This window comes from Kovacikia sp. CALU 1929 (genome assembly GCF_056784235.1).
In genome coordinates, this window is record NZ_JBXBCF010000033.1 from 1 (window position 1) to 13,747 (window position 13,747).

Sequence of the window (13,747 nt, forward strand, 5' to 3'; positions counted from 1 at the left end):
AGGGACTACGAAACCTTACCCGAAAATCATGAAGGCATGATTTATGTGGTTATGATTCGATTAATGCTCCGCCGCTTAACAAACAACCGCCGAACGAGGAAGCCAAAAACTGCTTAACTAACATTTACAAACAGCTTCTAAGAGACTTTTAGTTTAGTGTATAGCTAATAACTGTATTGCAGTGGACGGTATCAAGATCTCGGCGGAGATGCAAAAGCTACTCGCTACCGCTGAATACGAACGTTATCCTGCCTATGTGAAGCACAGTGAAGCCGCGCTAGAATGGGCGGAAATGTCGTCCGAGCCAATACTCTTCTTCGACTGAGTACATTGTTGACTCCGGTTTCGGGTGGCTCATCTTGATGGAGAAGTGACATGGAGAAGCCAGCAAAGAACACGATTTGCCTCTGGTATGATGGCACCGCCGAGGACGCAGCGCGGTTTTACGCCAAGACCTTTCCCGATTCGTCCGTTGATGCCGTGCACCATGCACCGGGAGACTTTCCGTCGGGGAAGCAAGGGGACGTGTTAACCGTCGAATTTACCGTGATGGGCATTCCCTGCCTCGGACTCAACGGTGGACCTGCGTTCAAACACAACGAGGCGTTCTCGTTTCAGGTCGCCACCGTTGACCAGGCTGAAACGGATCGCTACTGGAACGCGATCGTCGGCAATGGCGGGCAGGAGAGTGCGTGTGGCTGGTGTAAAGACAAATGGGGATTGTCCTGGCAGATTACGCCGATCGCCCTGACGAAAGCGATCGCTGATCCTGATTCTGCTGCCGCCAAGCGTGCGTTTGATGCCATGATGCAGATGAAAAAGATCGATATTGCTGCGATCGAGGCAGCACAGCGCGGTTAAGCTTATGCCAGATCAACCTGTACTAGAAGAAATTGAGCTGCTACGCGCCGCATACGCAGCCTTCAACGTGCGTGACATTGATGCTGCCCTCGCCCTTATGACTCCCGACGTGCATTGGCCGAAAGCATTCAAAGGCGGTTTTGCCCGTGGACCTGAAGAAGTCCGCGCTTACTGGACGGAGCAGTGGAGCGAGATCAATCCACACGTCGAGCCAGTTGCCTTTCACGTAGAGGAGGCTGGGAAGATTTTGGTCGAAGTGCATCAGGTCGTGCGCGATCTAGCCGGAGCCATGCTTGCCGATGAACATGTGGGGCACCGTTTCACTATTGAGCATGGCTTGATTCAAGCGATGGAAGTTTGTCCCCTGCCATTGTCCGGCCTCGGTGCCTAACATTCACTCCAGTGAACAGGTTGGTGTTCAGACCCTTGCTGCTTGTCTTTTCAGTGGCAAGTTTGAAAATACCTCAGCTACGCGATCGCTTCGATTTCAGAGTTTTCCATGATTCTACCCTTTGTAAGCCTATGAAGACACCCGATCAATGTGAGAGTATGGTGGACATTCGAGCCGAAATCGATCGGTTAGACCGTCAAGTGGTTGCGCTTCTGGGTCAGCGTTTCGCCTATGTCAAAGCTGCCTCTAAATTTAAAACGAGTGAAACGACAGTCAGAGCACCTGAACGTTTGCAAGCGATGTTGCAGCAACGTCGGGTCTGGGCAGAAGAGGAAGGCTTAGATGCTGATGTGATCGAAAAAATGTATCAGGATTTAGTGAATCACTTCATTAACGAGGAAATGAAGCATTGGAAACAATCCGAAATTAAGTAAAAGATACAAGAATTATCGTTGCATCAATCTACATATCCCAACCCCAAAAGTATAAACAGAAATAAGTTTGTAGCCAACGCGATCGCACCCACGCCACAGCCCAGACAGAGAAACCTTTTAATTGATTGATGAGTGTGTCGTCCAATCAAGATAGTAGCCACAATTGCTAGAACGATTGAAATGGCTGTAGAAAACCACATCAATGGATAGCCCTGCTGTACCCAAACATTGTTTGATAAACCCAGGAAATGGAGAACATAGTTTGAATTCCACATCAAAGACGACCAGCAAAGACTGAAAATTCCTGCACTACTGCCAATGCTGATCAGAATTCTGGTAAAGAGATTCAGGTTACGCCAGAGCAGAAGTGAAGTCGTGATTAGGGTGATCATGCCAATGGCGATCGCGCCTGCATTTACTACCCATCTCCAGGTATCAGGAGTCAATCCATAGGGTGTAACAGCATCATACGGCACTCGACCCAGTACGCCGCCAATTAACTGATACATGCCAAATCCACAGGCAACACTGGCAAACCCTCTGCTCAAGTGACCGGGATGGAGCCAGGTAAAGAAAGCCGCACTGATGCCTGCCACTAACGATAGTCCGCTACTGATCCACAGCAAGCGGTCCCCCAATTGTGCAAGGACAGTTCTGATTCGGTATTCCTGTTGAATCGTTTGCATTTGTTGGGAACTCAAGCCCAGATTTGTAATTTCATACATCTCCAACAGCATCGGTGCGTAGGTTTGCCCGTTTTCCTGGCAATCAACCGATCGCCCGTCGTAGGAAACGCGACAATTACTCAAGTCGTATTTATAAGCCTGCCCTTTGGTCACATTAATTTCTAGCAAACGGTTTTGAAGTTCTGCCTGACACTGAAATTGCTGGGCTGTCTCTGTACAGCTAAAAATTCGATTTGGCAGGTGAATGATTGTGTTCTGTTCAGTCCGGATGGATATACCAGCAAAGGGGGTATTCGATGCGCTGGGAGCATTTTGCAGCAGTATCACCAGAAATGTGCCAACCAGCACGACCCATAGGCTAATTAAAGACCGCGAGAGGAATACGGCTGTTCGATGCATTGCTTCTGGCTCACTCGTTGATACGATTAATCGATAGTTTTTGCAAAGTGGAAGTTCCAGCGATTTCCGTCGTTACGGCTTGCTTCATAGAAGGTTTAAAGTTTCAGGATAAATGAGCGCGATCACCATCCTCCAAATAGTGACGGATTGTCTGAATAAACTCGCGCAGCACAGGCGATGGATTATGAGCGCACCACACAACAAGAGTCTCAATTTCAAACGTAGGCTGTATATCCTTGTAGACCACCCCAGTTCGCTGTAGATTTTGCATTGAGGCGGGCACGAGGGCAACCCCGATTCTTCCAGCAACCAAACCTAATGCGGTTTGTAGCCACCGGGCTTGTTGCACGACCGTTGGGATAAACCCATTGTCCTGGCAGAGGTTCAGGACTTGATGATAAAACCCTTGCCCCAAGTGAGATGGAGGCAGAATAAAGGGTTCCTGGCTGAGTGCCTTGAGAGGAATTTTTTGGTGAGAGAGGAGTGGATGCTCGTGATGGATGGCAACAATTAATGGTTCTTTGAAAACAGACAAAACATTTAAATCGCTATTGCTTGGGATAGGGGAATTAACGAAACCACAATCAATGGTGCGATCGTCCAGCCGTTGAATTTGCGTTTGAGAATCCAGTTCGCATAGGCTCAACTGAACCTGGGGAGATCGAGTTTGAAAGAGGTTCAGAATCGCTGGCAGAACGCTTTGAGTCACGGTGCTGTTAAACCCGATCGCTAAGTGTCCGACTTCGCCTCGATTAGCTTGTTGAGCAATCAGCGTTGCCTGTTCAACTTGAGTCAAAACCAACTGCGCCTGCTTTAGAAATGCCTGTCCCGCATGGGTTAACTGAAGCGGACGCTTATCCCGTTCAAACAACTGCACACCCAGTTCGAGTTCCAACGCCCGAATTTGCTGGCTCAAAGGTGGTTGAGCCATGTGAAGCCGCTCAGCCGCTCGACTGAAATTTAACTCTTCTGCAACCGTGATGAAGTATCGCAGGTGCCGTAGTTCCATTGTTGAAGCTCACGCTGATTTCAAGACTATATCTCAAAAGTATAGTGTGCCGATCTAACCAATATTGGACATATCAAAACCCTGCTCTTATCGTTTCAGTAGGACTGTTCACCCGATTGAAGCAGCACAGCATTATGGTTATCTCATCATCGGTAGGGGCGATCTCCACCCCCCAATTACTAAGCCAGAAAGGATATTACGGCGAGTTTGGCGGACGCTTTACGCCTGAAGTTTTGCATGAAACATTGGAGGCAGTCACCGCTGCCTATCAAGCCGCCAGACAGGATCAGACGTTTTGGAGGGAGTTTATCGCCTTGTTGTCGAACTATTCAGGTCGTCCGACACCCCTTACCTATGCGGAGGGATTAACACGTTACCTGGGGGGTGCCAAAATTTTCATTAAGCGAGAAGACTTAAACCATACGGGTTCCCACAAATTGAATAACGGGCTGGGGCAAATGCTGCTGGCTAAACGCATGGGCAAGACACGAGTGATCGCAGAAACAGGGGCGGGTCAACATGGAGTCGCAACGGCCACGCTTGCCGCTAAGTTCGGACTCCGCTGCACCATCTATATAGGTGCGATCGATGTTGAACGGCAATATCCGAATGTGTTCTGGATGCGAAAGTTGGGGGCAGAGGTTGTCCCTGTTTCATCTGGAACTCAAACGCTCAAAGATGCCATGAATGAGGCGTTGCGGGATTGGTCTACTCACATGGACACCACACACTACGTCATTGGAACAGCCTGTGGTCCGCATCCGTTTCCAGAAATGGTCGCCTGGTTTCAATCGGTGATTGGACTGGAAGCGCGATCGCAAATTCTGCAACAGGCTGAAACCTTACCAGCAGCCGTTTATGCCTGTGTCGGCGGTGGCTCCAATGCGATCGGGATTTTTAGTGGATTCCTGGATGATGCAGCGGTGCAATTAGTGGGTGTAGAAGCAGGGGGATTGGGCATCAATACTCCGCATCATGCCTCTCGCTTAGCCGCATCTGATGCATCCGTTGGAATTGCTCAGGGGTATAAAACCTATTTTCTGCAAAACCAGGATGGACAAATGCAAGATACCCATTCTGTCGCCGCAGGGCTTGACTACATTGGCGTTTCACCTCTTCTGGCTCACTTGACTCAAACGGATCGCATTAAAGTTAAAGCCGCAACCGATGCAGAGGTGCTTGAAGCCTGCCAGTTGTGTATGAGTCAAGAAGGATTAATTCCTGCTCTGGAATCTGCTCATGCGTTTGTTCAAGCCTTTAAAGATGCACCCCACTACACGTCCAATGACTGCATTGTAATTAACCAATCCGGACGCGGTGATAAAGATATTTTCACGATCGCTAATGCTTTTGGTAATGCTGAGTGGAAAGCATTTTTAAACAATCAAGTGTCTTCGTTCCAGTAGTAAAAATAAGGTATTAAAGAAGTCGATGAAAACATTGTCTAAATCTACGACCTTAGAGCAGTTCATTGTAGAACAGCGTCAGCAGAAAGACATTTTGTTGATGTCTCACACCGTGCTGGGCTATCCATCATTCCAGGATAATTACTGTGCGATCGATGCCCTAGTGAAAGCAGGAGTTGAATTAATTGAACTCCAGTTTCCTTTTTCAGAAGCGATCGCAGATGGCTCTCTATTGCTGAACGCCAATCAATCCGCCATTCAAGCCGGAACAACGATCAAAGATTGCCTCTGCTTTGCGGCTGAGATCACTCAGCAGTATCGGCAAACTCAGTTTATTATCATGACTTACTACAACATTGTCTATCACTATGGAGTGAAGCAGTTTGTCCAAACCGCTGCCAATTCTGGTGTCACTGGAGTGATCATTCCTGATCTGCCGCCAGAGGAAGCGAAGCCTTATATTGCAGCCTGTAACCATCAGGGCATTGCCACAATCTTTTTATGCACACCCAATAACTCTCCCGAGCGGTTACAGCAAATAGCTGAAAGCGCAAGTGGAATGATTTATTGTACTGCTCGCAAAGGTGTGACAGGACATGAAACACAATTCTCAACCCAATTTAACCGCTATGTTGAATCGGTTCGTGCCTCAGTTCAACTGCCGATTGGCGTTGGATTTGGCATTCAATCTCAAGCAGCCATTGCTCGACTAAAGGGGCAAGTCGATATCGCGATTATCGGTACCCAGGCTGTGAAAGTGTATGTTGAACAAGGAGCAGCGGCATTAGAAGTGTTTATGTGGAATTTACGAACTGGTTAGAACTTCTACATAGCCTTCTGTTCCGTGTACGCGAATTCGTTGCCCATCTTTGATCCGTTGGGTCGCCTGATCCACCCCAACCACAGCGGGTAAGCCATATTCACGGGCGATCACGGCTCCATGAGTCATCAGTCCACCCACTTCGGTGACTAAACCTTTGATGGAGACAAACAAGGGTGTCCAGCTTGGGTCAGTAAAGGTGGTGACTAAGATGTCTCCATCTTTCAGATCAGCTTCTTCTATATTTAAGATAACCCGTGCGCGTCCCTCTATTACTCCAGCAGAAACAGGTAGACCAACGATCGCATTGGCTGGCAAATTCTCTCGTTTATACGTGCCTGTAATGATTTCACCGTCAGACGTGATCACTCGTGGGGGAGTAAGTTTTTCATAGTGTTTGTACTCATATTTTCGTTTGCTGATGATTGAGTAATCCACTTGATATGTGCGTACAACATCGCGCAATTCTTCAAGGGTGAGATAGTAGATATCTTCTTTTTCCTGAATAACGCCTGCTTTTACGAGTTGATCAGCTTCTTTCAGCAACGCCTGCTTATAGGCGAAGTAGCGATTAACGATGTCGTATTTTGGATATTCACGATAACCGACGAAATTACGGAGCAGACTGATCTTTTGCTTTGTCTCCTCAGCCTTTTGCTCCCCGTCTGGCAGGTGCTTCAACCGCTCTAGTAGTTCCTGTTCTTTTTTCAGAGCGTCCTGGCGACCTTGCTCGAATCTCCGCTTAGCAGCACCGGGTTCAAAGTTCTTGATGTTCAGCAGGATCAGGGGAACAAGCGCCCTTGGCTGCTCGCTCCAACGGGTTCTTGTAATATCGATTTCTCCGACACAGCGCATTCCATATTTACTGAGATAGGCATCGATCGCGTCCCGGACTTCCTTGCCGCCATTGAGCTTCACTAGCCCATCTAAAGAGCGATCGCCTTCTGCATCTTCTAAATAATTGATTACTTCTGGATAAGAGCGAATCACATCTGCCACATCCAGCAGTTCCAGACCCATTTCCGACGTAATATTGTTTGGCGCAGATTGAGCCAGCGTATCGGCTACGTTCTTCTCACCGAGCCACTCCATCATTTTTTCATTGATCCAGGATGCCGCATTCATGCCCGTCACGATTGCGCCAAAACTTTGCGGATCAGACAAGCTTTGCCTCCGCGTCTGCTGGTCTTGCAGGATGAAGTCAAACAGCTCTGGCCCCGACTTCGTTTTGATAGTCTGCTTTAGCTCCTCAATCGAGGCTTGACTATTGCGAATCAGATTAGAAGCGATCGTCGGATCGTTTTCGAGTTGCGCTTGAAAGTTCGGTGGAGGTGTACCTTGATTGCTTTGACCAGAACCCGATTCTGGGTTCTCGCTTGGCTCTAATTGGATAAAATCTCGTTCCAGGATGGTCATCAATGCGTCTCTGATGAGCGGATCAGATTTTCCCAGGACATTGACTAAAATATTTCTTCTAACAGGTGAAGCCAACTCCTGGGTAACATCCACAAACAACCTGCCACCCGCTTGATACATGGGTCGAGCAGCGGTTAACTGAAATAAAGACAGCCCCAAGGGTTTCATGGGGTCAGTCATCATTTGCTGATGCCCCACAGAGACATAAACGTGATTTTTCCCATCATTCATTTCAGGGATGGGATATAGGGTCGTGATCGGTCGGCTCTGGACAATATAAAACGTGCCATCCACCAAACACCATTCGATGTCTTGGGGGCAGCCGCAATTTTCGACAATCTTTCTGCCGATGCGTAACGCTTTGAGTCTGTTTTGCTGCAACGTATGTTGGGAAGTTCCCGGCGAGAATTTTGCCTGAGCATTCTCGGTCTTGCCTATCATCGAATCAAACGCACGGAGGTTTTCTCGTACATCGTCCTGTGTGAAGTTATCCGTATCGTTAGTCTCGTTCATCAGTGCAGACGCATGGTGTAACGCTTTGAGATTGTCTCGTAGCGTCGTATATTGCCACGTTCCGGGTGACAATTTCTGCTGTGCTTTTTCAGACTTGCGGATGAGTGAAGCGATCGGTCGAAATGCTTCCTGCAATTCGTCTGTTGTGTAGTCGTGTCCGAAATATTTCTCAATCCTTCTGCCAATGCGCCCAAGCTGCAAAATCTGCTCATCCGTCAACACTTGTTGATTCTGCTGTTCAGGTTCAATTTCCTGTTCTTGTATACCCCCCCCTTTTAGGGCATAAATTGCTAGTTTCTTGGTGGATATCTTCTTGTCGATAATCTTGCCGTTCCGCACTTTATAGTTATCCGCATTTACCCGTCCGGAGACGATCGCTTCCCCAAGTCCGAAGCTAGCATCAATGGATGCCACTTTCCGATTACCCGTGACCGGATCGGCGGTAAACAAAATTCCTGCTGCTTGTGGGAAGACCATCTTCTGAACCACCACAGACAGGTAAACTTTACGATGATCGAAGCCGTTTTGCAGGCGGTAAATGACTGCCCGCTCCGTGAATAGCGATGCCCAGCACTTACTAATATGCGTTAGAATTGCTTCCTTGCCGATAATGTTCAAATAAGTATCCTGCTGTCCTGCAAAGGAGGCTGTTGGTAAATCCTCGGCAGTTGCGCTGGATCGGACTGCATAAGCATTACTTTCTCCAAACCTGGAGAGAAAGTGGGCGATCGCTTCACTAATTTCTTCAGGAATGGCTATCTCTTCGATGGCCCTGCGAATCTCACTGCTAAGTTCATGGATTTTATCTCGATCATCCACCTTCAGAAACGATAACTGATCCAGTAATTCGTGAATCGATGGGGCTTCTTCAATGATTCTTTGAAAGGCATCCGTAGTAATACAAAAGCCATCGGGTACACATAGTCCTTCAATTTTGGATAGTTCTCCCAGGTTCGCGCCTTTCCCTCCAACAACGGTGAGTTTTGTTTGATCAATATCTTGAAAGCCAAGCACCAATGAACTCATTGACGTACCCCATAGCGCAACTCGATCATGCCACTTCCAATCTGCTAGACAGACATTAAGCATAGATTTGGACTGCCTGTGCGATTGGCAAAGAGGCAGAAAGCTCCTTACCCGATCGTCGTTTATAATGACGCTTGCTCACTGATCCATTGCACCAATTGCAACACAACCCCATTTGGATCAGTCACTTGGAAGAATCGCTCACCCCAAGGTTCCGTCTCGATGGGAGTTGTAATTGGGACTCCTTCAGCTTGCAAGCGGGTATACTCGCGATCGATATCATCCACAACAAAAACAATGAGCAAACCATCCGCTCGATGTCCGCGCAAATGAGCTGGTTTAAAGCTTTTCAGTCCAGTTTGTAGAAAGATTAAATTGAATCCGGCATCAGTCCGAGAAAGCGATACAAAGCCCTCGGCTGCCATCTCTTCCTTGAAGCCAAAGTGTTGCTTGACGAATGTAGCGGATGCGGTGACATCCTCAACGTTGAGCGAGATTGCTGAAGCGGTAATTTGCATAAATGGCAATTTCCTCATTTCTTCTCAATGGTTCAACCGATAATTCAGTAACATGAATCCATTGTTGTAAATTCTTATTCGAGTAATGCAAGTTGTTTACTATCACTGCTGACGAAATGCTTTGGGAGTCGTTCCAGTCGATCGCTGAAAGACTTGGCTAAAGGCACTGAGTGTTGCAAAGTCAACTTAATTTAGTGACCAGAAAATCGTTTCTCCAACCATCGCCGCAATTCCTGCTCTGAGGGAAATTGAATGGAGCGACGACTAATGGGATCATAAACGTACCACCAAACATTGCTGAATCGATCACGCTCCTGCCAAATACGTGCCTCATCTGATACAGAGGTAAATAGAACGTTCCAAATGAGAGATAAAATTGGTCTCAATGAAAGCGCAATCGCTTTAAGTGCTTTCCTCATTCTCTCTCCTCTATTGAAGCTAGAGACTTGACAAATAATTTTGTCTTCTCAGCTTGATTGAAAACAGTCGTAAATCTTCGTGAACTGTTTCCTTAAAGATGGCTTATTCTCAAATTTGCGTGTTGACAGAGCTTTCAGATTAGCCAGTTGTTTATGCTTGCGCTGTCTAATTCTTGTGTTATTGTCAAAATCCTGCGATTAATTTTCATGATGTTTGTAGAGAATGCTATGTTGGGGTGATGAGAGCTTCGTTTTAATCACACCTCTAACAACGATCATGATTCATGGCGTTGCTGTGAGTCTAATGATTTGAACTGATATTGTGTGTCTAATTTGCCATGACTTGCGATTGTTTCCAAATTGGCAATTCGTTCTTCGAGTGATCTCAAAGACTGTTGTTCATGCTCAGAACGATTCTGAATGCGTCGATCCGGTCTCCAAACCGCAGCCGTACCTGCTCCCGCTCCCAACGCGATCGCAAACGGAATCATTGCAGCACTCTGGGTCAGACGAACGAGTGGGATACAAAGCGCGAACATCCCGACCGCGCATCCCCAAATGATAGAAGTGCTTTGTGTGCGTGGATCTGAGTTGTTTCTACAATTTCGGTTGAAATGGAACATGAAAATCTCCTTTCAGGTTGAGTCAAATCTGCAACGATCGGTTCTTTGAAGAACATTGCACCCACCACTGAAGAAATGATTGCTATATCTATGCTTCTAACGGCTCAAAGGGCTTGTGCAAGCTCAGATTACTTTGGATGATGCGATCGTTCGGTTGTGAGACATCAATGCGGAAAAAGTAATTTGAATTCTCTGGATCGAAAAATTAATCCTGTAGAACTAGATTGTCGAACTCAATTTCGCTTGTGAGTATGACACAGTTTAGAGGCAGAAGGATTGTAAAAAATTGACCTTAATTGGGCAGAACCACATGGCAGGGATGAAACCCCCGCTGTGCCAAATACTCAGTGGGTGTGCAGTCAGTTAGCGACCGAAAATCGTGGATCAGATGGGCTTGATCGAAATAGCCACAGGTAAACGCCAGATCTGCCCAGTCAATATGACCTTTATCAGCAAGCAGATAAAGAACTTGCCGTAACCGCCGGACACGGCAAAACAGCTTAGGCGTTAATCCCACCTGATCTCGGAAAAGCTGATTGAAATGGCGGGCACTGCACCCAATCTGATTGGTCACTGCGCTAACGCTAGGAATCGGCATCTGCCTGAATTCTCGCAAGGCGAAATCAACCACAGGATGACGATGATTCTGGAGAAAGGTGGTGCGATCAGGCAAGTGCATCATCATCAACAGAAATTGCTCCAAGATCAGAAAGCGATTTTCTAGGGTCGCTGCTGCAATCAGGCGATCGCGCAGTTCAGCCGCCCGTCCTTGCCATAATTCATCCAACCCAACTCGCTGGTTATACAATTCTCTGGCAGGCAGTCCCAGGAATGATGTACTGCCACCCGGTTTGAAGTGGACACCCATCACAGATATCTTGCTGTCAATGCGAATAATGTAACCTTCGGAATGGGTGCCACAAATCATTGTGCCGTTCGTGCTACCACACTCTACTCGACTCTGCCGATCAAACAGTGGAATCCTGTCCTCGTGCAGGTTGATCACCAACTCCATTGAGCCAATTGGCAGCAAGCGCGACTGGGATTGTGGCAGATGGTCACCCTCCCGAAACCACAGAAATTCTACGAACTGTGAGAGGGGCGATCGCGGTCGATAAGTCGTGTGATAGATCATAGAGAGAGGAAACCATAATGCCTCTATCTGATATAGCTTTTTAGATTAGCGATCGCTTTTGCTCTGCACTTCACCCAATCAGGTAGAACGAATAGTTCTCTATCTTTTGACAGATTTTATTGCCAGGACTATTACCAATCGCCTGGTATTTCAAGAAGCTATAGGATGCGGGGCTGGTTAGGATTGGTGTCGAATCACTTTGACGGTTTTTAGTTGACCGTTTAGTCAGTCATAAAATAGAATAGCGGTAGAACAATTCATTAGTCATCAACGTCGCATTGCACGTCTACGGCTACATGATGTTGCTGCTGTGAGATAGAGATAATTTGGAAGGAGCGATCGCCATGAAAGGAAGTTGTGCCTGTGGTGGCATTCAGTACGAACTGAACGACAAATTTTTGATTGCTAACCATTGCCACTGCTCAATCTGTCGAAAAGTGCATGGAGCCGCGTTTAGCACCAGCGGACATGCTCAAGCAGACACATTTCGTTGGATACAGGGAGAAGCATTGCTCACCGGATATCGATCGTCCGAGGGCAATGTGCGGAATTTCTGCCGTGTTTGTGGTTCCAATATGCCCAGTGTCTTTCCTGAAATGAACTATGTCCGGATTCCTTTAGCGACATTGGATGACGACCCAGAGATTCAACCGAAGGCGCATTTATACGTGAAATCAAAAGTATCGTGGTTTGAAATTGCCGATGAACTGCCTCAGTATCCTGAGGTTGTTGATCTGCGTGAACTGGTATAGAGAAAATTAGAATGCCACGCACACCCGAAGAGAACGATCGCGTTCGTCGCGCCACTACCGAGCAGATTCTCCAAACCGCATTGAGTTTATTCTGTGAAAAGGGCTATTACTCTACCTCAATTGAAGAGATTGCTCGACAGGCAGAAATTTCTAAAGGGTTGCTCTATCACTACTTCAAGAGCAAGGCAGACGTCTTGGGCGCACTGGTAGACCTGCGTATCCAGGATGTCTTAGTGGTGATGGATGCAGCGCGGACAAAGCCAACTCCAGCGGCACAGATTCGGCACATTGCAGAAGGCGCACTCGCCGATGTGCAAAAGAAACCTGATGTCTTTCGGTTTTATCTCAACTTGTTCAGCCAACCCAAGCTAGACCCGGTAATTGCGACCTGTAGTCAGAAATTAATGGATGAGCAAGCTCGACAATTTCAGGTGCAAACCGAGATGTTTAAGAAACTGGGGGTGAAAAATCCTCAGCAGCGATCGCTCTACTTCTCCTCAGCCCTCCAGGGCACGATGCTGATGTATTCCACCTATCCCACAACCTTTCCGCTGGATGCAGTAAAGGCTCAGATCATCGCGGAATTTTGCACAAATTCCTCATGAAATACATCTGGGCAATTCGCGCAAAGCGCACGTTCCCAAAGGGGATAGGAATCATTGATTGAAACCACAGGAGCTAACGAATATGCCGATGCCATCTGAATACCAACGAGCTTCACTGGAATTTGAGAAATTTCTGGTAGATGCCCGTGAAGCATCTGGTCTAACGACCACCAATCAGGTCTACACGATGGTGCAAGGTGTCTTGCAAACCTTTCGGCGACGGCTCACGCTTCCAGAAGCAATCCAATTCGCCGGAGTCCTACCACCTGTTCTGCGAGCACTGTTTGTGGCGGACTGGAATCCGAATGAGCCACGTCGCAGTTTTGGCGATCGAGCAGAAATGACTCAGGAAGTGCAGTCGTTGCGTGCCGATCATAATTTCGCACCCGACATCGCCATTCAAGCCGTTGCCATAGCACTTAGAAAAAACATTGACGAAACAGAACTCGATGGCGTGCTGAGCGCTCTACCCACCCCAGCCCATGACTTCTGGTCCTACTACCCGAATTGATGGGTGATGTGGAATGCTTCAGGCCAATCAGTCGTATGAGGGATGTTACACAAAAAGGCTTTATCCAAAAATGGTTCGGGCGACTAGTAGTCTGTCAGCTTTGATTTGAGGGGTAATTCGATGATAATTTAAGCCATCGCGTTTACTTGAGATTCATGGCAAAAAAGAAATACATCGTCTCTCTGAGTGCTGAAGAACGAGAAGAGTTGGAGGGGCTGACAAC

The 13,747-nt window shown here is 47.4% G+C and carries 14 protein-coding genes; 8 read left to right on the forward strand and 6 right to left on the reverse strand.

Features of this window, described 5'->3' with window-relative positions:
- The first annotated feature begins 375 nt into the window (after window positions 1-375).
- The 3 genes from AC1S52_RS02540 (at window position 376) to AC1S52_RS02550 (ending at window position 1,686) form a co-directional block, all read left to right on the forward strand.
- Window positions 376-861, forward strand: a complete 486-nt coding sequence (locus AC1S52_RS02540; protein WP_482027473.1) for a VOC family protein — start codon at window positions 376-378, stop codon at window positions 859-861.
- Between the two features lie 4 nt (window positions 862-865).
- The gene (locus AC1S52_RS02545) at window positions 866-1,252 is read left to right on the forward strand and encodes a nuclear transport factor 2 family protein (protein WP_482027474.1); all 387 of its coding nucleotides are present in this window, start codon (window positions 866-868) and stop codon (window positions 1,250-1,252) included.
- Window positions 1,253-1,383: 131 nt separating this feature from the next.
- On the forward strand, window positions 1,384-1,686 hold the full coding sequence (locus tag AC1S52_RS02550) for an isochorismate lyase (protein WP_482027475.1): 303 nt from the start codon (window positions 1,384-1,386) through the stop codon (window positions 1,684-1,686).
- A gap of 23 nt (window positions 1,687-1,709) precedes the next feature.
- Here the strand turns inward: AC1S52_RS02550 and AC1S52_RS02555 are convergent, their stop codons facing one another.
- Together AC1S52_RS02555 and AC1S52_RS02560 are read right to left on the reverse strand one after the other, a co-directional pair.
- Window positions 1,710-2,771: a hypothetical protein gene (locus tag AC1S52_RS02555; RefSeq protein ID WP_482027476.1), complete on the reverse strand. Its 1,062-nt coding sequence runs from the start codon at window positions 2,769-2,771 to the stop codon at window positions 1,710-1,712.
- Window positions 2,772-2,874: 103 nt separating this feature from the next.
- Window positions 2,875-3,780, reverse strand: coding sequence for a LysR substrate-binding domain-containing protein (locus AC1S52_RS02560; protein ID WP_482027477.1), 906 nt, complete (start codon window positions 3,778-3,780; stop codon window positions 2,875-2,877).
- 134 nt (window positions 3,781-3,914) lie between these two features.
- On the opposite strand from AC1S52_RS02560, the gene trpB reads away from it, so the two are divergent.
- Together trpB and trpA are read left to right on the forward strand one after the other, a co-directional pair.
- Entirely contained in the window at window positions 3,915-5,186 is a 1,272-nt protein-coding gene (gene trpB, locus AC1S52_RS02565) for a tryptophan synthase subunit beta (RefSeq protein ID WP_482027478.1), read from the forward strand.
- Window positions 5,187-5,211: 25 nt separating this feature from the next.
- Window positions 5,212-6,006, forward strand: a complete 795-nt coding sequence (gene trpA, locus AC1S52_RS02570; RefSeq protein WP_482027479.1) for a tryptophan synthase subunit alpha — start codon at window positions 5,212-5,214, stop codon at window positions 6,004-6,006.
- Here the strand turns inward: trpA and ppsA are convergent.
- The 4 genes from ppsA to AC1S52_RS02590 form a co-directional block, all read right to left on the reverse strand.
- The gene (gene ppsA / locus AC1S52_RS02575; protein WP_482027480.1) at window positions 5,992-8,961 is read right to left on the reverse strand and encodes a phosphoenolpyruvate synthase; all 2,970 of its coding nucleotides are present in this window, start codon (window positions 8,959-8,961) and stop codon (window positions 5,992-5,994) included. The genes trpA and ppsA overlap by 15 nt on opposite strands.
- A gap of 122 nt (window positions 8,962-9,083) precedes the next feature.
- Window positions 9,084-9,479: a VOC family protein gene (locus tag AC1S52_RS02580; protein ID WP_482027481.1), complete on the reverse strand. Its 396-nt coding sequence runs from the start codon at window positions 9,477-9,479 to the stop codon at window positions 9,084-9,086.
- A gap of 694 nt (window positions 9,480-10,173) precedes the next feature.
- On the reverse strand, window positions 10,174-10,437 hold the full coding sequence (locus AC1S52_RS02585; protein ID WP_482027482.1) for a hypothetical protein: 264 nt from the start codon (window positions 10,435-10,437) through the stop codon (window positions 10,174-10,176).
- A 376-nt stretch (window positions 10,438-10,813) separates the two neighbouring features.
- On the reverse strand, window positions 10,814-11,656 hold the full coding sequence (locus AC1S52_RS02590) for a DUF6597 domain-containing transcriptional factor (RefSeq protein WP_482027483.1): 843 nt from the start codon (window positions 11,654-11,656) through the stop codon (window positions 10,814-10,816).
- Window positions 11,657-12,000: 344 nt separating this feature from the next.
- On the opposite strand from AC1S52_RS02590, the gene AC1S52_RS02595 reads away from it, so the two are divergent.
- From AC1S52_RS02595 to AC1S52_RS02605, 3 genes are all read left to right on the forward strand, one after another.
- Complete coding sequence (locus AC1S52_RS02595; protein WP_482027484.1) at window positions 12,001-12,408, forward strand: GFA family protein; 408 nt, start codon at window positions 12,001-12,003, stop codon at window positions 12,406-12,408.
- An 11-nt stretch (window positions 12,409-12,419) separates the two neighbouring features.
- Window positions 12,420-13,013 (forward strand): TetR/AcrR family transcriptional regulator, encoded by a 594-nt coding sequence (locus tag AC1S52_RS02600; protein ID WP_482027485.1) that lies wholly within the window; start codon window positions 12,420-12,422, stop codon window positions 13,011-13,013.
- An 82-nt stretch (window positions 13,014-13,095) separates the two neighbouring features.
- Entirely contained in the window at window positions 13,096-13,524 is a 429-nt protein-coding gene (locus tag AC1S52_RS02605; protein WP_482027486.1) for a DUF2267 domain-containing protein, read from the forward strand.
- Window positions 13,525-13,747: the final 223 nt, after the last annotated feature.